Origin of the sequence: Actinomyces glycerinitolerans (assembly GCF_900098745.1) — a bacterium.
GTDB lineage: Bacteria > Actinomycetota > Actinomycetes > Actinomycetales > Actinomycetaceae > Actinomyces > Actinomyces glycerinitolerans.
Genome location: NZ_FQTT01000009.1, coordinates 473244 through 494238 on the forward strand (window position 1 = coordinate 473244; position 20995 = coordinate 494238).

Annotated in this window: 14 protein-coding genes; 8 read left to right on the top strand and 6 right to left on the bottom strand. The window is 68.4% G+C overall.

The features are described from left to right. Positions 1-40 precede the first annotated feature (40 nt). From ACGLYG10_RS06070 to ACGLYG10_RS06100, 7 genes are all read left to right on the top strand, one after another. A complete protein-coding gene (locus ACGLYG10_RS06070; RefSeq protein WP_073329325.1) occupies positions 41-988 on the top strand; it encodes an ABC transporter permease in 948 nt (315 codons plus the stop codon). Further along, complete coding sequence (locus ACGLYG10_RS06075; RefSeq protein ID WP_083565612.1) at positions 985-2787, top strand: dipeptide/oligopeptide/nickel ABC transporter permease/ATP-binding protein; 1803 nt, start codon at positions 985-987, stop codon at positions 2785-2787. The genes ACGLYG10_RS06070 and ACGLYG10_RS06075 overlap by 4 nt, the downstream gene beginning before the upstream one ends. Further along, positions 2784-3635 (top strand): ABC transporter ATP-binding protein, encoded by an 852-nt coding sequence (locus ACGLYG10_RS06080; protein ID WP_073329026.1) that lies wholly within the window; start codon positions 2784-2786, stop codon positions 3633-3635. The genes ACGLYG10_RS06075 and ACGLYG10_RS06080 overlap by 4 nt, the downstream gene beginning before the upstream one ends. A 100-nt stretch (positions 3636-3735) precedes the next feature. Continuing rightward, positions 3736-6687, top strand: coding sequence for an alpha-L-rhamnosidase (locus ACGLYG10_RS06085; protein WP_073329028.1), 2952 nt, complete (start codon positions 3736-3738; stop codon positions 6685-6687). A 2-nt stretch (positions 6688-6689) separates the two neighbouring features. After that, entirely contained in the window at positions 6690-7892 is a 1203-nt protein-coding gene (locus tag ACGLYG10_RS06090; RefSeq protein ID WP_083565614.1) for a family 43 glycosylhydrolase, read from the top strand. A gap of 60 nt (positions 7893-7952) precedes the next feature. Then, positions 7953-10397, top strand: a complete 2445-nt coding sequence (locus ACGLYG10_RS06095; protein WP_073329033.1) for a glycoside hydrolase family 3 N-terminal domain-containing protein — start codon at positions 7953-7955, stop codon at positions 10395-10397. Positions 10398-10442: 45 nt separating this feature from the next. Then, complete coding sequence (locus ACGLYG10_RS06100; RefSeq protein ID WP_073329036.1) at positions 10443-12254, top strand: DUF5605 domain-containing protein; 1812 nt, start codon at positions 10443-10445, stop codon at positions 12252-12254. Positions 12255-12385: 131 nt separating this feature from the next. On the opposite strand, the gene ACGLYG10_RS16185 is transcribed toward ACGLYG10_RS06100, so the two are convergent. Continuing rightward, positions 12386-12529: a hypothetical protein gene (locus ACGLYG10_RS16185; protein WP_168708182.1), complete on the bottom strand. Its 144-nt coding sequence runs from the start codon at positions 12527-12529 to the stop codon at positions 12386-12388. 402 nt (positions 12530-12931) lie between these two features. Here ACGLYG10_RS16185 and ACGLYG10_RS06105 point away from each other — a divergent pair, with 402 nt between their 5' ends. Continuing rightward, the gene (locus ACGLYG10_RS06105) at positions 12932-13204 is read left to right on the top strand and encodes a hypothetical protein (protein ID WP_073329038.1); all 273 of its coding nucleotides are present in this window, start codon (positions 12932-12934) and stop codon (positions 13202-13204) included. 77 nt (positions 13205-13281) lie between these two features. Here ACGLYG10_RS06105 and ACGLYG10_RS16975 read toward each other — a convergent pair whose 3' ends face one another. The 5 genes from ACGLYG10_RS16975 to ACGLYG10_RS06125 form a co-directional block, all read right to left on the bottom strand. Then, on the bottom strand, positions 13282-13428 hold the full coding sequence (locus tag ACGLYG10_RS16975; protein WP_395994437.1) for a hypothetical protein: 147 nt from the start codon (positions 13426-13428) through the stop codon (positions 13282-13284). An 861-nt stretch (positions 13429-14289) separates the two neighbouring features. After that, positions 14290-15864, bottom strand: a complete 1575-nt coding sequence (locus ACGLYG10_RS06110) for a glycoside hydrolase family 43 protein (protein ID WP_211482985.1) — start codon at positions 15862-15864, stop codon at positions 14290-14292. Between the two features lie 120 nt (positions 15865-15984). Continuing rightward, entirely contained in the window at positions 15985-19002 is a 3018-nt protein-coding gene (locus ACGLYG10_RS06115) for an alpha-L-rhamnosidase (protein WP_211482986.1), read from the bottom strand. Between the two features lie 165 nt (positions 19003-19167). After that, positions 19168-19947 (bottom strand): NADPH-dependent F420 reductase, encoded by a 780-nt coding sequence (locus ACGLYG10_RS06120; RefSeq protein ID WP_073329041.1) that lies wholly within the window; start codon positions 19945-19947, stop codon positions 19168-19170. A gap of 390 nt (positions 19948-20337) precedes the next feature. Beyond that, positions 20338-20946: a TetR/AcrR family transcriptional regulator gene (locus tag ACGLYG10_RS06125; protein ID WP_073329043.1), complete on the bottom strand. Its 609-nt coding sequence runs from the start codon at positions 20944-20946 to the stop codon at positions 20338-20340. Positions 20947-20995: the final 49 nt, after the last annotated feature.

Here is a 20995-nt window from a genome sequence, read left to right on the forward strand (position 1 = left end):
ATCGCCGCACAGGCTGAAAACCAGACAGGAAGTATTGATCATGCTTACCTCGGTATGGAGGAACCTGCTGCGATCGGTGGTCGTGCTCGCGGTCGTCACCTTCGTGGTCTTCTTCCTCATGTACGGCAACGGCCCGGGCATCGCCCGCGCCGTCATGGGGATGCAGGCCGAAGTCACCGAAGAGAATGTGGCCGCCAAGATGGTCGAACTAGGGCTCGACCAACCCCTCCTGGTTCAGTACGGGCATTGGGTGCAGGGGCTGTTCACCGGAGACCTCGGCCGCTCGTTCTACACCGGTCAGTCCGTGACCGAGGCCCTGGCCACGCGCGTGCCCGTCACCCTGGCCATCACCGCTGTCGCCCTCGTCCTCACGGCGCTGCTCAGCGTACTGCTGGGAGTCACCGCGGCGGTCAAGGGCGGTCGGATCGACCGGGTCCTCCAATTCCTTTCAATCCTCGGAACTGCGGTGCCCTCATTCATCACCTCGATCGTCTTGGTATTCCTGTTCGCGATCTTCTGGCGGGTGCTGCCCGCCACCGGCTATGTATCCCCGGACGTTTCTCTGGGAGGGTGGGCCGCGTCCATCACCCTGCCCGTGCTTGCCCTGCTCATCGGTGCCGTCTCCAGCGCTGCTCAGCAGTTCCGAACCGCCACCCTCGATCAGCTCGGTAAGGACTACGTGCGCACGTTGCGCGCCCGCGGCGTGAGCGAGCGAGCCGTCGTCTTCCGCCACGTGCTGCGCAACGCCGCCGCACCGGGGCTGACCGTCCTCAGCCTCACCGTCTTCTCCCTCCTGGGCGGGGCGGTATTCATCGAGCAGGTCTTCGCCCTCCCGGGTCTGGGACAGCTCGCCAACTCCTCGGCGCAGATATTCGACGTACCCATGGTCATGGGGACCGTCCTGGTCACCGCTGTCATCGTACTGGTCGTCAACTTCCTGGGCGACCTGGCGATCACCCTCCTCAACCCGAAGGCGAGAACACGATGAGCACGCCAACCACTCCCACAACCGAAACAAACGTCTCAGATACTGTTACAGGCACGTCCGGCGGCGATGGCAGAGAGAGCGCGGATAGCAGCGTATTACTCCGACTCCTGCGCAACCCCCTCGCGGACATTTGTCTACTCATTGTGGCAGCGGTCGTCCTCACCGCCGTCTTCGCCCCGCTGCTGGCTCGGTACGGTCCGAACGTCACCGACCTCGCAGCCACCAACGCCGCGCCAGGTACCCCCGGGCACCCGCTCGGCGGTGACGGCTCGGGACGTGACATCCTCTCCCGCCTCATCTGGGGGTCCCGGCAGACCGTCATCTCCTGCCTGCTGATGCTCGGCGTCTCCCTACTGGTGGGCGTGAGCAGCGGACTCGTGGCCGGCTTCTACCGCGGCCGCTTCGAAACCGTGGCCGGCTTTGTCACCGACGTGCTGATGTCGTTGCCCTCCATCATCCTGCTCATCGCCTTGTACGCGGTCACCGGCCCGAACATCCCGGTCATGATGGCCGTCTTCGGCTTACTGACCGCGCCGACCTACTACCGCCTGGTGCGCTCTGTGGTCGTCTCGGTACGCAACGAGCTCTACGTCGACGCGGCCCGCGTTGTCGGGCTGTCCGACGCCCGCATCATCGGTCGCCACATCCTGTGGGCCGTGCGCGCCCCCATCGTCATCCAGGGCGCCTTCATCCTCGCCTCCGGCATCGGCACCGAGGCGGGAATGTCGTTCCTCGGGCTCGGCGATCCGGCCGGCGTCTCCTGGGGCGTCATGCTCCAGGTCTCCTTCAACGGCATCTACAACAACCCCGTCGCCGTCCTCTGGCCGGCTCTGGTCATTTCGGTGACCATCCTCGCCCTCATCCTCCTGGGTAATGCCCTGTCCGATGCGCTTCAGGCCTCCGCCCGGGCGCGCGTCGTCACCCGCCGCCAGCGCCGCGATGCGCTGGAGGTCACCATCGCCGCTCACCGGGACGACGTCGTCGCCGCCCCGGACCCGCAGGCCGCCGTTTCCATCCGCGGTCTGCGCGTCGGCTACACCACCGACAGTGGTTTCCGGGAGGTCGTCCACGGTATCGATTTGGATGTGCACAAGGGAGAGATTCACGGGCTCGTCGGGGAATCTGGATCCGGCAAGTCGCAGATCGCCTTCTCTGTGCTGGGCATCCTCCCCAAGGAGGCGCTCAAACTGGGCGGCACGATCATGATCGACGGCGTCGACGTACTTGCCGACGAGGGCGCCATGCAGGCCACCCGCGGACACAAGGTCGCCTACGTGCCTCAGGAGCCCATGAGCAACCTCGACCCGTCCTTCACCATCGGGAAGCAACTCGCCTACGGCATGCGTGCCGTTACCGACCTGTCGAAGGATCAGATACGGGAGCGGACCATCTCCCTGCTGCACTCCGTCGGCATCGACGATGCCGAACGCGTCATGGGCCTGTATCCGCACGAGATCTCCGGCGGTATGGCCCAGCGGGTGCTCATCTGTGGCGCACTCGCATGCGAGCCGGATGTCATCGTCGCCGACGAGCCGACCACCGCCCTGGACGTCACCGTACAGGCCGAGGTCCTGGATCTGCTGCGTGAACTGGCTCGTCAGCGTGGCCTCGCCCTCATCTTCGTCACCCACAACCTCGGCGTCGTCGCCGACCTGTGCGACACCGTCTCGGTCATGAAGGACGGCGAGATCATCGAGACTCAGGACGTCGAATCCCTGTTCGCCCACCCCCGCGAGGAGTACACGCGCGACCTGCTGTCCTCCTCCCTCAGCGTCGAACTCATGGAGGTCGAGTCATGACCAGCACGAACGCCCAACCGCCGTCCACCGGTACTCCGCTCCTGGAAGTCGATGAACTCGTCGTCACCTTCCCGGGTGCCAAGCGGGGCGCGGGGACCACCGTCATTCACGGCGTCAGCCTTGACCTGCACGCAGGCGAGACCCTTTCCGTGGTCGGCGAATCCGGTTCCGGCAAGACCACGATCGGCCGTGCCATTCTGGGCCTGGCCCCCGTCTCCGCTGGGGAAATCCGCTTCCGCGGCAGACGCATCTCCAATGTCTCCCGTGCCGAGCGCCGCGCCATCGCCCGAGACATCCAGGTCGTCTTCCAGGACCCGTACACCTCACTGAACCCCGCCATGCGAATCGGCGACATTCTCACTGAGCCCCTGCAGGCCGCCGGCATTGAGAACTCCCGAAAACGGGTCCTGGAGCTGCTCGACGCCGTCAACATGCCTGCGGACACCGCGGGCCGTTACCCCCGCGAGTTCTCCGGTGGTCAGCGCCAACGTATCGCCATCGCTCGGGCGCTCGCACTGGACCCCGCCGTGATCATCTGTGACGAGCCCACCTCCGCCCTGGACGTCACCACTCAGGCGCGCGTGCTCACGCTCTTCGAGGACATACAGCAGGCCACTGGCGTCGCCTACCTGTTCATCAGCCATGACCTCGGCGTGGTCAATCGCGTGAGCGACCGCATCGCCGTCCTGTACCAGGGACGGATAGTCGAACTCGGCGATGCGCACCAGGTAGCCACGGCACCGGCGCACGAGTACACGCGTCGGCTACAGATGGCGGCGCCCGTCGCCGACCCCGTCAAACAGCGGTCCCGCCGCCGGGCGCGCCTAGCCCTGGCACACACCGCCTGACCCCGACGTTCCACCCGGTGGTCGTTCCTCCTCACGACCACCGGGTAGGACGTTGCCGCCCACAGCCCATTCATCCACCAAACCCTCCGGAGACTCCGCAATGTCCGCTCACACCGCCCCGTCCGTCGTCGACCTGCGCTTCGAGCATCATCGCGCCGCCGCACGACTGCTAGCCGTCGAAACCGCTACGCCGCGCCTGTCATGGCGGATCAGCAGTGCTCCCGACGGGTGGCGTCAGGAGGAATACGAGGTGGAGGTCACCCGCGGAGGGGAGGAGGGACACGAAACCGAAGTGGTGACGGTCAAATCTGCGAAGCAGATCCTCGTGCCCTGGCCGACGACGCCGCTTGCCTCCCGCCAAACCGCCACCGTCCGCATCCGCGTGCGCGGGAGAACGGAGGACGTCGGTCATGCCGCTGTTCCCATCGGCGCGGAAGCCGCCTCGCAACCCGGGGCAGACGCAACGCCCGTGAGCGCCGACGGTTCAGCGTGGTCACCGTGGTCCGCCCGGGTCGAGGTCGAGGCCGCCCTCCTCGATGCGGCTGACTGGGAGGCCGCCTTCATCGCCCCGGTCGACATCGGCGGCGTCGGCGAGCGGGCGCCCGTAATCTCCCGGACGGTCGAGGTACCGGAAGGTCTGCTCGCAGCCCGTCTACGGGCCACTGCCCACGGCGTCTGTGAGCCCCGTATCAATGACGTACGTGTGGACGACTCCGTCCTCAACCCCGGCTGGACCTCATACACCCACAGGCTCCAAGTGGTCACCTGGGACGTCACCGAATTGCTGCACCCCGGCACCAACCGGGTCGATGTGCTCCTCGGCAACGGCTGGTGGCGCGGACACCTCGGCTACCTGGGTGACACGGCGGTATACGGCGACCGGCTCGCTCTGGCCGCCCAGCTCGAGCTCACCACGGCCGACGGCACCCACACCGTCATCGCCACCGACGAGTCCTGGACCGCCGCCGAGTCCGCCGTCGTCGCCGACGACCTCTACGACGGGCAGAGTACGGACCTGCGCCTGGCCGGCCCCAGCGCATCCGCCCACCGTGTTGAGATCGTGTCCGCCGCCCCGTCCGGCGCCGCCCGTGGCGCCACATCTCCAAAGCTCGTTCCCCAGGTCGCGCCCCGCATCCGTCCCACCGGCGCTCTGCCCGCCCAGCGGGTCTGGAACTCGCCGAGCGGCAAGACTCTGGTCGACTTCGGACAGAACGCCGTCGGCGTCGTCCGCCTGACCGTACGCGGACTGGAATCCGGCACCGAGATCACCATCCGCCATGCTGAGGTCCTCGAGGACGGTGAACTCGGTATCCGCCCCCTGCGAGCGGCACGCGCCACCGACACCTGGATCCTGTCCGACGCTGGAGAACATGTTCTCCAGCCCACGCTCACCCTCCACGGTCTGCGCTACGCCGAGGTCTCCGGTATTCCGGACTTGGCCGCCCAGGATGTCGAACTGGTAATCATCGGCTCCGACCTGGAGCCGGCCGGCGCCTTCCGCTGCTCCCATCCGCTCCTGAACCAACTGCATGACAACGTCGTGTGGTCGACACGGGGCAACTTCGTCTCCATCCCCACCGACTGCCCCCAGCGCGACGAACGGCTCGGCTGGACCGGAGACATTCAGGCTTTCGCGCCCACCGCCGCCTACCTGTTCGACACCACCTCGTTCCTGCAGTCCTGGCTGATCGACCTTGCCGCCGAGCAGTACGCGGACGGAGGTGTGCGGCACTTCACCCCCACCTTCGAGCCGACCGTGAAGCATGCTCCCGCTGCCGCCTGGGGAGACGCCGCCACCCTGGTGCCCTGGGCCGTCTACGAGGCCACGGGCGACCCTGAGGTGCTGCGTGCCCAGCTGCCCTCTATGCGCGCCTGGGTGGACCGCGTTGCCGCGCTGGCCGGGGAGGACCGCATCTGGTCTGGTGGTTTCCAGTTCGGCGACTGGTTGGATCCGACCGCCCCGCCGGACCGTCCGGCTGACGCGAAGGCCGACCCCGACGTGGTCGCCACCGCCTATTTCGCCCGCTCAGCCCGCGTCGTCGCCGACACGGCAGACAGCCTTAACGAGGCCGTCGTCGCAGCGCATTACCGGCGTCTGGCCGATGAAGCACGTGCCGCCTTCAACCGCGCCTTCGTCACCCCCGTCGGCCGGATCCACTCCGACGCCCAGACCGTCTACGCGCTCGCCATCTGCTGGGGCCTGCTTCCGACCGCGCAGCAGTGGGCATTCGCTGGGGAACGCCTGGCCGATCTGGTGCGCCTGTCAGGATTCCACATCGCCACCGGCTTCGTCGGCACCCCGCTGGTCATCCCGGCCCTGGTCGCCACCGGGCACGCCGACGTAGCCGGCCGTCTGCTGCTCCAGACCGAGTGCCCATCATGGCTGTACCCGGTGACCATGGGGGCCACCACTATCTGGGAGCGTTGGGACTCCATGCTTCCCAACGGGGACATCAACCCCGGGGAGATGACCAGCTTCAACCACTACGCGCTGGGCGCCGTCGCCGACTGGCTGCACCGGGGCCTGGCGGGACTGTCGCCCGCAGTACCGGGGTGGGGGCACGTTGAGATCGCGCCTGCGCCCATCGACGGCGTCACCTCCGCCGCCACCAGCCACCTGAGTCCCTACGGTCGGATCGCCGTGAGTTGGGAGGTTCACAACGGCGTCCTGGAGCTCACGGCGGACCTGCCCGTTGGCGTGACCGGTACGGTCCGCCTGCCCGACGACTCACCGGACACTGCGGCCGTGGACATCGGCCCCGGCCATCATGCCTTCGCGGCGCCGCTGCCCGCCCGCGAGCGGCCGCGCCCCCGGACCGTGCGCGAACTCATGGACGACCCCGCCGCCTGGGAGGCGCTCATCGCAGTAATGGCGGACGCCGGGGACCTCACCGTCGACTCCGCCGGTCTGGCTCGTCGCATGCGACCGCTGCTCGACCGGCCGCCGTCGACTATCGCCCCCGAGTTGACGCCTGACCCCCGTTTCGCCCCACCTGGCCTGCGGGAGCGGATCGAGACTGTGATAGGTGCTGCCATCAAGGAGCTGCGATGAGCATGAACGTTCCGAACCCCCCGCCAGTGGCCGGCACGAATGATGCGGATGCGTCACCTTTCCACCTCGCAGCATTTCCGCCCATTCACCCGGAGTCCCTACCGGATGCGGGGCGTGTGTGTCGCCGCACCTGCTTCACTCCCGGACGTCCCTGGTACGACACCGAGGGCAAACGCATCCAGGCCCATGGCGGATCAATCATCGTCGTCGACGGCGTCTACTACTGGTACGGCGAGAACAAGGAGCGCACCACCCCCGACGGTTCCACCTGGCACTGGGGTGTGCGCGCCTACCGCTCCACCGATCTGTACAACTGGGAGGACTGTGGGCTGATCATCCCGCCGGAGCCGGACGATCCCTCCTCCCCGCTCCACCCGGCCGCGAAGCTGGACCGTCCACACATCGTCTTCAATGCGGAGACGGGATTGTTCGTATGCTGGGTCAAGGTCATGAGTCGACGCGGGCAGCGCTCCAGCGTGCTGGTTGCGGACAATCTGCTCGGCCCCTACCGGATGGCACACCGAGACTTCAAGCCGTTGGGCATGAACGCCGGCGACTTCGACCTGGTCGTGGACCCCACCGACGCCAAGGGCTACTACTACTACGAACGGGTCCACTCCGAACTGATCTGCGCCGACCTCACCACCGACTACACCGACGTCACCGGCTACTACTCCACCCACTTCCCCCGGCTGCAACCTCCCTACGTGCGTGAGGCCCCCGCATACTTCGAGCGGGGAGGGCACCACTATTTGATCACCTCTGGGACCACCGGCTACCTGCCCAACCCATCCATGGTCGCAACCGCTCCCAGCTACCACGGGCCGTGGAGTGAGCAGGGCGATCCACACGCCGGTGATGTCACCGGAACCTCTTACCGTTCGCAGATCTCGTCGGTCTTCCGGCATCCGGGCAAACAGGACCTGTACATCGCGTTGGCCGACCGTTGGCTGCCCGCCTGGAACGGTGACGCCCGCCTGGTGCAGCAGGGCTTCGCCGAGCGGTTCAGGCCCATGGGCGGGCAGCGCGCCGACGCCGAGACAATCCTGGACCCCGCGCCCAGCCCCGCCGTCGAGGCCTCTCTCTATGAACTGAATGGCGCCGACACCGCCGTGGCCGACTATGTCTGGCTCCCGATTCGCTTTGACGACGACCGCGTCCGGATCGACTGGCACGACGAGTGGCGCGTCGAGGACTTCGACTGACCGCCGACTGCGGCCGCAACAGATTGCCTGCAAATGCACGACCCGATAAGGAGACCCCGAATGCACAGCGCACCCTGGTTGGACACCAGCCTCAGTCCGGCGCAACGCGCCGACCGTCTACTCGCAGACATGCCCACGGCCGAGAAGCTCAGTCAGCTGCAATGCGTGTTCCCCCGCAGCTGCGACGCCGACACGGACATCCAGGCCGTTGTCGCGGGGACGCCGCTCGGAGTCGGTCACGTCACCACCCTGGAAATGCGACGAGTCACCGATCTTGCCGAGGTGGCGGCGTTCCAGCGCCGTCTCCAGGCCGAGATCATTGCCCGTCAGCCCCACGGCATCCCCGCGGCCTTCCACATGGAGGCCGTTTGCGGCGCGTATCTGCCCGGTGCCGTCTCCCTCCCCAACGGAATCGGTCGCGGCGCCTCCTTCGACCCGGAGCTGGAGAAGGAACTCGGACGGATCGTCGGCGCTCAGGAACGGGCTGTCGGCATCACTTATTCCCTTGCCCCAGTACTCGACATCGCCCGAGACCCCCGCATGGGACGTTTCGGCGAGGCCTACGGCGAGGACCCCACGTTGGCCGGTGCCCTGGGTGCCGCCTTCACCCGTGGCCTTCAGGCCGACGACGGCACCGGCCGGCGCACCGAGGCGGTTGCCAAGCACTTCGTCGGCTTCCACGGCTCAGAGGGGGGTATCCATGGTGCTCACGCACCCGTGACCGCCCGCCTCCTGCGCGAGGTCTACGCCAAGCCCTTCCAGGCTGCTATTAATGCCGGGCTCGGGGGCGTCATGCCCTGCTACAACTCGATCAATGGCGAAGTCGCATCCGGCTCCCGCAGCCTGCTCACCGGCCTGCTCCGCGAGGAGATGGGATTCACGGGTGTGGTCGTCTCCGACTACGGCGCCATCGGCAACATGCACGCATTCCAGAAGGTCGCCGCGACCTTCGCCGACGCGGGGCAACGCGCCCTTACCGCCGGCATGGATGCCGAATGGCATGAAATCCAGGGGTTCAACGATGAGCTTGCCGCCCGCTTCGACTCCGGCCGGGCGGACATGGCCGCGCTGGATCGTGCAGTGCGCCGAGTGTTGGAGGCCAAGTTCCGCATGGGACTGTTCGAGGATCCCTACGCCCGCGAGGGGGCCGGACTGACGGTCCCCTTCACCGGAGTCGCTCGCGAGCGGGCCCGTGAGACCGCCCTGCGCAGCGCCCGCGAGTCCATCGTGCTGCTGCGCAACGACGGTATCCTGCCGCTCCCCGCGACGGGCGACCGCGCCCCCGGACGCGTGCTCGTCGTCGGCCCCCAGGCCGTGAATGCCCGCTTCCACTTCGCCGGTTACACGCACGAGTCCATGGCCGAGGGCGTGCTGGCCGCGCGTGCCTCCATGGCCGGCACCATCGATGCCGAGGCCGAGACAACCACCGGATACGACACGATTCCCGGAACGCCCGTCCAGTCCGACGAACGGGAGGAATTCGACGCCATCCTGGGCGCCTTCCACCCCGATGCCCGCTGTATCCTCGATGAGTTGCGTGAGCGCCTGGCCAACAGCGAGATCGATTGGGTACGTGGATACGAAGTCGCGGGAGACTCCGACGCCGGGTATGAGGAAGCGCTTACGGCGGCAACGGATACAGACCTCGTCATTCTCATGCTCGGCGGCAAGAACGGGACGGGTTCCATTGCCACAATGGGTGAGGGAATCGATTCGACGGAGGTGGGTCTGCCCGCCTCGCAGGAGGGGCTGCTGCGACGGATCGAAGCGCTCGGCGTTCCCGCCATCGGCATTCACATGGATGGTCGGCCCGTCTCCTCCGATGCCGCCGATGGGCTCAGCGCCCTACTTGAGGTGTGGAACCCGGCCGAGGTCGGGGGACAAGCCATCGTTGACGTCCTGACCGGCGCCGTCGACGCTACCGGGCGCCTGCCCGTGTCCGTCGCCCGCAGCGCCGGACAAGTGCCGGTCTACTACAACCACCCCAACGGTTCCCAGTGGCATCAGGGCGAGTCGGTGGGTTTTCCCGAGTACGTCGACATGCCTCACACTCCGCGTTATGCGTTCGGACACGGCCTGTCCTACACGTCTTTCGCATACTCCGAACTTGAGTTGGACGCTGAGTCCATCGCGCCCGACGGCACTGTGTCGGCACGCGTCACGGTGACCAATACCGGGGAACGGACCGGCACCGAGATAGTCCAGCTCTACGCCACCGACCGCTACGCCACGACGACTCGTCCCGTTCAGGAACTAATCGGCTTCCAACGCATCGAACTTGCGGCCGGTGAGTCCGCCATCGTCGTTTTCGAGGTGGCTCCGAGCCTGCTGGCCCTGCTGGACGGGGACATGCACTGGATGGTCGAGGCCGGAGATGTGGATCTGCGGGTGGGCTCCTCCAGCGAGAATGTGCGTGCAGAGGCATCCTTCCGAGTCACCGGGTCCGACGCCGTCGTTGGGCGCCACCGCGCTCTGCGCGCGCCCGCTCGCATCGAGCAGCCGTGACGGATGCGGCTGTCATCCTCATTCACATCGTCGGAGGCGATTGCTATGAACCACTTCAGCCCGCAATCCACCCTGGGGGCGGTCCTCAGCGTGCCGCAGGCACGCGCTCTCCTTCAACACGGCATCCCGTGGCTTACCGACCTCCAGGTCGCCGTCGAACACCCCGAGTTTCCCATCGGCGGGCTGCTGGGGATCACGCTCGGCTGGGACAACCCCGCGCGTGCCGAGCTCCTCGCCGAGCTCGCCGAACTCGAGGATCCCACTGTGCTGCCCGTGCGCCGCGCGGCCCGCCCGCTCGCCGCGCCAACGCTAGAACAGCAGGCGCGAGCACGATTGAGCGCCCCGGTGTCGGCCCGCTGCTACGAGCCCGTGGAGGTAACCGTTACCATTCCCGGCGCGGGAGCCCTACTGCGTGACGTCGAGATCGCTGGAAGTGTCACCCTCACCGCCACACTCGTTGACGTCGACGCGGCCGATGTGGAGTCCGCCGGCTCGGGCGCCGATACCGGAGATACGACCGGAGGCAGCCGTATCCGGACGTCCGTGAGAGTCTTCTATCGCCGCGGCGACGAGCTGGCCGCCCGCTTCCTGCCCGAGGTGTCCGGCCACTGGCGCTTGCGTGTCGACGGGATCGCTGCGGTCGCTCCGCTCGAGGCGGAAGTCGATGTCCACCCGGCGGGCATAGGTGAGCACGGGCCTGTGCGCGTCGTAGCCGGGCACTTCGCCCATGCCGATGGCCTGCCTTTCACGCCCCTGGGCACCACCGCCTACGCCTGGATTCATCAGGGTGCCGACATGCGCCGCCGCACCTTGGAGACGCTGGCGTCCAGCGGCTTCAACAAGCTCCGCATGTGCATCTTCCCTAAGCATTACGACTACAACCACGCCGATCCGGAATCCGTCCCCTTTCGCTCGGCCGGCCCGGGAGAGCGCGAGTGGGACTGGGACGCGTTCGATGCAGACTTCTTCGACAGGCTTGAGCAGTGCGTGCGGGAACTGGGGCACCTCGGGATCATCGCCGATCTCATCCTCTTTCACCCCTACGACCGTTGGGGCTTCGCGGAGATGACTCCGGACGTCGACGACGCCTACCTGAGGCACGTGGTCCGGCGTTTGGCCGCCTTCCCCAACGTGTGGTGGTCCATGGCCAACGAGTACGAGCTGCTGACAACTAAGCGCCTCTCGGATTGGGACCGTCTGGGGCGGATTGTGGTGGAGGAGGACCCGGTGGGGCACCCCATCGGCGTACACAACATCTTCGAGCCCTTCGACGCCTCCGCTGACTGGGTCAGTCACGTGTCCTTCCAGGGCGGAGGCTACGAGATGGGACGGAAGGTGGACGAACTGCGAAACCGCTTCGGCAAACCGGTCGTCATCGACGAATACGGTTATGAGGGCAACCTGGAGCACGAGTGGGGAAACCTCACCGCTGAGGAGGAGCTGCGTCGTTTCTGGGAGGGCATTATTCGCGGCGCCGGCATGACCCACGGTGAGACCTACTTCCATGAGGAGGGGATCTGGTGGGCCCACGGCGGTGTCCTGCGGGGTGAGAGCTGGAAACGCATTGCCTTCCTGCGCCGGCTCATCCAGGAGGCCCCGCGTGGGCGGCTGCTGCCTGCGCCTCCCGGCCTGGGCACGAAGACTGCCGTCGATGGGGATGACTACATGTTGACCTACTTCGGCGGTGCTCAGCCCTACCGGAGCGCCGTGACGGTTCCCCAGGGCCGCACCGCGGCGATCGATGTGATCGACACCTGGAACATGACAATCGAACAAGTCGCCACCGGCGCGAGCGGAAGCGTGGAGGTGGCACTGCCCAGCCGCCCCTGGATGGCCGTGCGCGTGCGCTGCGACTGATCCAGCGGTCATTCGGAGTCGCCGTGGACGTTGATGCTCTGATGATTCACCTTGCCCACCGGAAGACCGCGGACGCATAATGGTGGGGAGCCACCCGGATGCAACCCGGATGACTCCCCGAGGCAGATAGTTCAGTTGAACCACCTGCCGAGGGCGTCGGCAAGGACACCGACGGCCCGGACTAGACGAGCGACAGCACTGATCAGCTCGCTCGTCTGCCGGGCCGTTTCCTTGTCCCTGCGGACCTTGCGACGCTTGTCCTTCGACTTGGCCACAGCCCCCACCTCCTTCCTGGCTCCTACCTTCCCGGCAAGGACATGAAGCGTTCCGGGAGGAGGTGCCGAAGAAGGCATCTCAAGCGTATATGACCGGTGTGGTAGTAATCGGAGGGTTATCGGCTATGACCGCAACGTTCATAGCGCGACGAATTGGGCCGCCATCACTTATCTGGACGTCCCGGCGTGTATCAGGGGCTGCACGGGCTGTCTCTTTTTTCTTCAGTTACGCCACTTCGCTGTTGGGTACGCTGGTTAGCGGTTTGCTGAAGGCTCCGGAGGCATACAACCGACGGCGAACCCGCGTAGTAGACGTCCGATCAGCGCAGTAGACGCACTGGGGCCTTAGGCCCTGGACGGCTCGCGGCAATCGAACTCGGGCTCGGTTAGGAGGAACCGGTGATGAAGTACACGACCAAGAGCGGCAGGACGCTCACAGACGATGACATTGAGGCACTCGCGCGGGCGGCCGAACGCGGCGACTTTCCGGGCGAGCCGGGCGCCTTCGTCGTGGGCCCGCCCGGGCGCCCGCGGCTGTCTGAGGAGGAACTCGTAACGGTCGCCTTCAAGGTGCCGCGTTCCCGACGCGATGCGCTGGACCGCAGGGCGCAGGCGCGTGGGGAGACCCGAAGCCAACTGCTGCGCGAGATCCTCGAACGCGAACTCGCGTCCTGAATGGCGACGCTCCAATCCGCATCTTCCCTCCAGCGAGCAAACGGTCGAGGCGCTCCTTCCGGCCGCCTCCCGTGCACCTAAAGCGGTCGGTAGGCGAAGCGCTCCACCGTCGCGGTGCCGCTGATGGCGCGCACGCCCACGACCCGGCCGGTGAAGCCGCCGGCCACCTCGGTGGACAGGTAGCGGCCGTCGAACCGGCCCAGCTCTACGTCTCGCCCGTCCAGGCTCGCCCCGAGTGCGACCTACACGGGCCGAGTACGACCTGGTACGCCCGAAAACGTCCCGCACGCGCCGAGTACGACCTCGTGTACCCCAATCCCTACCGAATGATGAGGGGTTCGGGCTTACGAGGACGTTCTCGGCCGATGGGCGATGGTCGAATACGTCCTCACCGACCCCACAACCCCCTTCTTGCGCCCACCCCGTCCATGGTCACCGACAACGTCCCCTTACACCCGAGGACGACCCCCACCCACCGAATACGACCTTCCATGCCCGAACACGACCCCTGGCAACTCCGCGGCAGTCAGGCAGCCCGCCCCACAGCCACCTGCCGCAGTCGCGAGGCCAACCGAGGAGCGGCAAACAGTAGTGATGGCGCCGTTACGGATCATCCCGGAGCCGTGTACCACATACCGCGGCCTGTTAGTGCCAGGCGTACCTGATCACGCCCCACCCTTGACTGGCCCCGACCTTTACCTGCCACTTCAACGAAAAACCCCGATCCAACACACATCCACGCCGACAACACTTTCCTTGTCCCTGCGGACCCTGGGCTGATAATCCAGAACTGCAGGGTGTTCGCCGAGGAACCCCGAGCTCAGGTGGCGGGGTTGCACGCAACGACTGTTGGCATGACCCGGACTGACCCGTAGTATTTGTTGGTATTACGCGAAAAACGTGGTTGAGTTTGAAATGGATGATGATGCTCCAGTGTGCAACGGGCGCCTCGTTGCACACTGGAGGCGGCTCATGGCTGCTGGCGGTATCAGTAGAACCGCGGAATCGTGCGGATTGTGGGATTGGGCTCCGAGGAGAAGTGTGCAACCGGTCAATCGGGCTCATTCTGCCCGAGCCTGACGTGTTTACAGCGGCTGGTAGTCGAAGCGCCCAACGGTCGCGGTGCCGCGGATGGCGCGCACGCCCACGACCCGACCGGTGAAGCCGCCGGCCACCTCGGTGGACAGGTAGCGGCCGTCCAACCGCCCCAACTCGGCGTCCCGTCCGGCCATACTCACGCCCAGCACCAGCTCGTCGGGCACGCGCTGCCCGAAGAACCCCGACTCCGGTAGCTGCGCGCTCACCCACAGTCGCAGCGTCCGTCCCTGCGGCGCCTCCAAGTCCTCTGCCGCCAATTCGCCGAGAACCTGCTCGAACGGCGCCGAGGTCGCCACGCCCACAACGCGTCTCCCGTCCCAGCGCGCGGCGGCCCGGTGATCGGGGTCCAAATACACGCAGAGCTCGACGACGGCGCCCGGCTCCACCGTCAACTCCGCCTCGGCCCGCCAGCCGACGTCGCGGCACCGGGTCGCCAGCAGCGGACGCGGCGCGGCGTCGTCGTCGGGTGCGGTGATCGCCAGCGCCCCGGCCGCGTTGCGCGTCAGCGCGGTACGGGCGAGCCCGCCGGGGGAGACCCACCGGTCGGGCAGGTCCCAGGGGGCGTCGCCGTTCGCGACCGGGCCGGGCCGCCCGCGCAACTCATCCGTGAAGGCCTGCGTCGAGGCGGCGTCGCGCGCGGCGATCGCCTCCGCATAGCGGTCCTCGACGACGACCGGCCAGTCCCCCTCCCAGTCGACGCCGACCAGGAAGGTCTCCCGGCCATTGACGTGGTAGCCGGGGAAGGGCTCCAACTGGCGGATGCCCAGGTGCACCATGGCGAAGCGGCCCCCGTCCCAGCCGGCGTCGTCGAGCGGGACGAGGTCGGCGTGCCCGGTGGCCTGCACCGGATGGTCGGTGGAGCGGTGGGTGAGGATCGGGTTGCCGGGGTGCTGCTCCCACGGGCCGGTCAGCTCGCGGGCGCGCGCCATGGTCACGCAGTGGCCGACGCCGGTGCCGCCCTCGGCCAGCAGCAGGTACCACCAGCCTCGGCGCCGGTACAGGTGCGGCCCTTCGGCGTCGCGCATGCCCGTGCCCTGCCAGAGATCCACCACTTCGCCCAGACGCTCGCCGGTGTCCGGGTCGATCGGCACCGAGCGCAGCGTGGAGACCGCGGTGCCGGTCTCGAAGGACACCCCGCGCCAGCTCAGGTGGCAGATGCCCTCCTCGTCCCAGCACAGGTCCGGGTCGATGCCCGGGGTGTCAGGCACTTCCACCGGGTCGGACCAGCCGGCGGCCGGGTCGGTGGTGCGCACGATGCGCTGGCCCAGCGGGTCCTGACCCATATTGGTGACGATCACATAGAAGGTGCCGTCGTGGTGGCGGATGGTGGGGGCGAAGGTGCCCTGGGAGCCGGCGTCGCCGCCGGGCAGCGGCAGGGCGGTCGGACGCGTGTAGGCGTGGCCGACCTGCTCCCAGTGCACCAGGTCGGTGGAGCGGTGCACCGGCACGCCGGGCAGGTACTCGAAGCTGGAGTTGACCAGCCAGAACGTGCCCTCCACGCGGCAGATGGACGGGTCCGGGTAGTAGCCCGGCAGGATCGGGCGAGTGGAGCGGATGGACACGGTGTTCTCCTTCTGGGGGCGGGGCGGTGGTCCGGGATCGCGGGAGGGTTCCCGGACCACCGCCATATCGACCGACCTCGGTGCGTAAGATCCACCGACCTCGGCGGAGGGGGGTGGGGGTCAGCCGCGCTGGGCGGCGGGGACCTCCGGCGCGTCCGGCGCCACCTCCGCGATCACGGCATCCAGCGCCTGCTGCATCGTCTCCATCCCGGGGGCGAAGCCGTATACGGTGGCGGCCCAGGGAACGATTCGCGCGGTCGAGTCGAGCTCGTGGGTGAGGAAGCCGGTGAGGGTGGCGGCCGGGTCGGCCATGTAGGCGCCGTGCTTGCCGGCCACCGCCTCCACGACGCGCGCCCAGGCCGCGTCATCGTCCATGAGGTCCCGCACCGTGCGGATCGTTCGACCGCCGTCGCGCAGCTGCTCGGGCAAGCTCACCGTGCGCTCGTGCACGCCGTGCCCGAGCGTCTCCGGCGCGGCGCCGGGCAGCACCAGCTCGGCACTCGCCCCCACCGGCACCTGCACGCTCACGTGCAGCACATCGCCGTCGATCTCCCAGGCGGTGCGGGCGGTGCCCAGTGGCAGCCGCCGCACCACGCTCGCGGAGGTGAAGCCGTGCCCCACCTGCGGGGCCACCCGCAGCGCCCGGCCACCGGCGCCGACCACGTCCAGGCCCGCCAGGTCGGTGATCAGCCACTGGGTGACGGCACCCAGCGCGTAGTGGTTGAAGCTGGTCATCTCCCCGGGGTTGATGTCCCCGTTGGGAAGCATGGAGTCCCAGCGCTCCCAGATGGTGGTGGCCCCCATGGTCACCGGGTACAGCCAACTGGGGCACTCCCGCTCCAGCACGAGCCGGGAGGCCGTGGCGGCCTGGCCTCCCTTGACCAGCGCGGCCGGCACCAGCGGGGTGCCCACGAAGCCGGTGGAGATCCGGAAGGACCGCAGCCGCACCAGGTCGGCCAGGCGCCATCCGGCACCGTTCACGCGCCGCGGCGTGTCCAGCAGGTCCCAGGCGAGTGCCTGGGCGTAGACGGTGGCGCAGTCGGACAGGATCAGCCCGTCGGCCGTGACGTAAGCATCCAGGTACGCCTCCCGCACGCTCGCGGCCAGCCCCTCGTAGTGGGCGGCGCGCTCGGCGTCGCCAAGGATCGCCCAGGCGCGGGCGGTGATGTCGGCGCTGCGGGCGAAATAGGCGGTGGCCACCACATCCGGGTCGGCCTTGGCGGCGGCCGGCTCCTCCGGCGGCGCGTCGGGATCCAGCCAGTCACCGAACTGGAAGCCGCCCCGCCACAGGTGCGAGGCCCCGGCCACCGCGTCGACGCCGTCGACGAAGCAACTCATCGCCTCCACGCTCGCCGCCAGCACAGCCGGATTCCCGGTGGCCTCGTAGACCGCCCAGGGCACCAGGGTGATGGCGTCGCCCCAGGCGCAGGTCAGCTTGTTGCCGCCGAGCACGTCGGGGGAGACCACCGGCAGGGCGCCATCGGGCGTCTGGGCGGCGGCCAGGTCCTTCGTCCAGGAGTTCAGGAAGGCGGCGGCGTCGTACAGACTCAGGGCGGTGGGGGCGAAGGCGCCGATGTCACCGGTCCAGCCCAGCCGCTCGTCGCGCTGCGGGCAGTCGGTGGGCACGGTGATGAAGTTGTCGATCGTGGACCAGCGGGTGTTCTCCACCAGCCGGTCCACGAGCGGCTGGGAGCTGGCGAACCAGGCCGCCCGCTCCATACCTGCCGACACCACGCGGGCGGTGACGGAGGCGAGCAGGGCGTCGTCGTCGCCGGGGAAGCCCTCCACGTCCACGTAGCGGAAGCCGTGCTGGGTGAGGGTGGGGGTGAAGACCTCGGGCCGTTCGACGGTGCCGGTACCTGCCAGGGTGACACGGTCGGTGCACTCGGCGTGGCGCAGCGGGCGCGTGCCCAGCTCGCCGTGCTCGAGGACCTCGGCGTGACGCAGGGTGACCACGTCCCCCGCGCGGCCGCCGGGGACGGTCAGGCGCAGGTGCCCGGTCAGGTTCTGCCCCAGGTCCACGATGCGCCTGCCCGACGGCGTGGTGATGACCTCCACGGGCCGCACCTCGCCGACGACGGTGGGCAGCGGCAGCGTGGTCGGTTCCAGCGCCGCTTCGGGCAGGTCGAGGGTGGCGACCGGGGATTCGGCCTCCGCTTCGCCCAGCGCCGGCAGGCGCAGGTCCGTGGACTGGCCGTTGTACAGGTCGTTGGCGGTGACGTTGGAGGGGCGCCAGGTCCACCCCTCATCCGTGCCGATGACGGTGGTGTCCTGCCCGTCGCTCAGCTCCACCTGGGCCAGCAGCCATAGGTCCTCCCCATAGACGGCCTCGTGCATCGCCCAGGTCAGGTGGCCGCGGTACCAGCCATTGCCCAGGACGACGGCGAGCTCGTGCTCGCCCGGCGTCAGCGCGGTGGTGACGTCGTGCGTCTGCGCGAGGATGCGCCGGGAGTACTCCGTCCAGCCCGGGGCGAGCTCGTCCGCGCCGACCTTGACGCCGTCGATGAAGGCCTCGTAGATGCCGCCGGCGGTCAGGTGCAGGCGGGCGGTGGTGGTGCCGGCGGGGACGGTGAGGCGGCGGACCATGACTGGTGCCGGATCGGTGCGTCGGTTGCCGGGTGCGGTGATGGGGCGGGCGGTCCAGTCGTCGCGGCTCAGCAGGCCGGTCTCGACGACGGCGGGCGCCGACCAGGGCGACCAGATTCCGTCTTCCCCGGCAACGCGCACCCGCCAGGCGGCGCTCTCGCGTGAGCTCAGCGGCGGGGCGGGCCAGGGAACGAACAGTGCGTCGGCGCCCTCCAGGTTGAAGGTCTGCGGGGCGGCGGGTAGTGCGCCGACGTTCGCGCGGACGATCTCGATTTCGGCATGTGCCTGGCTCCATCCGGCGGGGGCGGTCGGCACCTCCCATGACAGCGCGGGAGTGGGGCCGGTGCCGCCGAGGACGGACAGGTCGGGGCGCTGGTGATCCACGCGCAGCCGGTGTGGGGCGGCCAGGGGGCCGACCGGATCGGTGGCGTCGGGCGCGGCGGCGGTGAGGAGGCCGGCGTTGGGTGCGCCGGCGTCGGCTGTGAGCGGAGTGCTTGAGCTCGAGCTCTTGGCGGAGGCGGCGGCGGGCTGGCTGGGTTGGTGTGTGGTCACGGGTTCCTCCGGATCATCGTTGAACCGTTTCACGAATTGGTGTGAGCGTATTCGGCCCGCGGGGGATTCGTCAACCTTTCCGCGTGCGCGGTCGGGATGGACCGCGAGAACGGCGTGCCGAAACGCGTGGAGCGAGCACTGCCCGCTCCACGCGTTTCGGGCCGGCTAGTGCTCCGCCGTGGAGTCGTCGGCAGCGCCGGCGGGACCGCCGCAGATGAGACGTGCGACGGCGACGCCCCACTGCGCGTCCGGGTTCACGCCGGCGCCGAGCCAGCTCGAGAACACCCCGACCACCAGGTCGCGCCGCTCCGGGGCGCGCTCGGCGTCGGCGCGGCCGAGAGCCCCGGGGAGCGAGTCGAGCGTCAGGTCCGTGCCGTATGCGGGCGTCCCTGGCTGCTGGCGCCACGACTCGGCCAAGGGTCCTGCGTCGTAGGCGTCGAAGCCCGTCTCCTCGACCAGTGCCCTGGCCCGCTGCATGTCGATGCTCCGGTCCGCGGCCACGGGCAGTGCGATCCGGCCTGGGGTTCCCGCGGGGGCGCCCTTGGTGGCCAGTGATGCGGAGCCGATGGCGTTCCATGCCTTGGCGACGGGACGGCCCAGCTGCTCGGACACCCACAGGCTTTCGACCGTACCGGCGGGCAGGAGGTCTTCGCCGTCTCGACCCGGGTAGTAGTTCGAGGTGTCGATGACGGTCGCGTCCTCGGGGAGATCGGACAGAAGCGGCGCCAGCGTGGGGATCGCGCTGAGCGGCACCGAGAGGATGACCGCCTCGGCGCCTTCTACCGCCTGCGCGGACGTGACGGGACGGGCGCCGTCAACGAGTAGGTCGGCCGGGATGGTCTGCGGGCCGCGGGAGTTGGCGACGGCGACGTCGTGCCCGGCGGCGCTCAATGCGCGCACGATGCTGGCGCCGATATTGCCGGTTCCGATAATTCCGATCTGCATGGGTGTTCCTCTCGTCGGTTGATTGGGGTCCGTGGCGTGGCGGTGCTGCCCGCCTGAGTACGGTATTCAGAGCCTCGTGGCACCTCAAGGTGAGTGATTCTCCGTCAGGTGTTGACGTTGGAGCGGCCGATGTTGCGGAGCCCGGACCGTCCCGTACCGCCGTCGCTGCCCCAGGAGTCCGCGGTGCTTGCGTCGTCCCGTGTACTGCACGACCCTGGGCGGCGTTTTACGACCTTGGTGCCTGTTGCGCGACCCCGGGGTGGTCGTGGAATGTACCCCAAGGTCGTGGAGTGTCACCGAGGTCGTGGAATGCACTCCAGGGTCGTGGTAGAGACCGCCGCCAGGACTGCGGAAACTCGGCAGCGGGTGACGGCTCCGGGGGCTGGGCGGCTAGGCCTTGCGCAGGTGTTCGGCGAAGTCGCGTACGACGCCGGCCATATCGACGTCGCGGTCCAGCAGCCACTCCGCCTGCACGCCCTCGATGAGTGCCGTCAGTTGCATGGCGGCCAGGTCCAGGTCGACGTCGGTGCGCAGCCGCCCCGCGTCGCGTTCGCCCTCCAGGTCGGCGCGCACCGCCGCCCGGAAACGCCGGGCCAGGCCGACGATGTAGTCGTGTGCGGGGTGCTCGGGGTTGACCGCCTCGGCGCGCATGACGGCGTCGAGCTGGATGAGGCCGGGAATCGTGGCGTTGTGCTCCATGACCAGGGGAAGCGCTTCGAGCAGGCCGTGCTCGGCGAAGAGGGTGGCTCGCCACTCGGACTCGGTCTCCTCGCGCCGCTTCAGAACCGCCTCAAGCAGTTTCTCCTTGTTGCCGAAGTGGTGGCGCAGCAGGGTGTGGCTCACCCCGACGGCGTCGGCGATCTGACGCAGCGAGAGGTTGTTGTAGCCCTGCTCGGCGAAGACCTCCATGGCGGCGTCGGTGATGGCGGCGCGGCGGCGCTCCCCGTTGGCGTAGCGCGTGCGCCCGTCCGGAGGGGCGACGGCGTCTGAAGCGGACACTGTCAACCTCGTCTCTGGCCAGTGGTGTGTGCGGGGGCCGGGCCCACGC

What these genes read in the sequence shown, in the direction of transcription:
- ACGLYG10_RS06070 (WP_073329325.1), top strand. Translation starts at nt 41, where the DNA reads ATGCTTACCTCGGTATGGAGGAACCTGCTGCGATCGGTGGTCGTGCTC.
- ACGLYG10_RS06095 (WP_073329033.1), top strand. Translation starts at nt 7,953, where the DNA reads ATGCACAGCGCACCCTGGTTGGACACCAGCCTCAGTCCGGCGCAACGC.
- ACGLYG10_RS06120 (WP_073329041.1), bottom strand. Translation starts at nt 19,947, where the DNA reads ATGCAGATCGGAATTATCGGAACCGGCAATATCGGCGCCAGCATCGTG.
- ACGLYG10_RS06105 (WP_073329038.1), top strand. Translation starts at nt 12,932, where the DNA reads ATGAAGTACACGACCAAGAGCGGCAGGACGCTCACAGACGATGACATT.
- ACGLYG10_RS06090 (WP_083565614.1), top strand. Translation starts at nt 6,690, where the DNA reads ATGAACGTTCCGAACCCCCCGCCAGTGGCCGGCACGAATGATGCGGAT.
- ACGLYG10_RS06100 (WP_073329036.1), top strand. Translation starts at nt 10,443, where the DNA reads ATGAACCACTTCAGCCCGCAATCCACCCTGGGGGCGGTCCTCAGCGTG.
- ACGLYG10_RS06085 (WP_073329028.1), top strand. Translation starts at nt 3,736, where the DNA reads ATGTCCGCTCACACCGCCCCGTCCGTCGTCGACCTGCGCTTCGAGCAT.
- ACGLYG10_RS06075 (WP_083565612.1), top strand. Translation starts at nt 985, where the DNA reads ATGAGCACGCCAACCACTCCCACAACCGAAACAAACGTCTCAGATACT.
- ACGLYG10_RS06080 (WP_073329026.1), top strand. Translation starts at nt 2,784, where the DNA reads ATGACCAGCACGAACGCCCAACCGCCGTCCACCGGTACTCCGCTCCTG.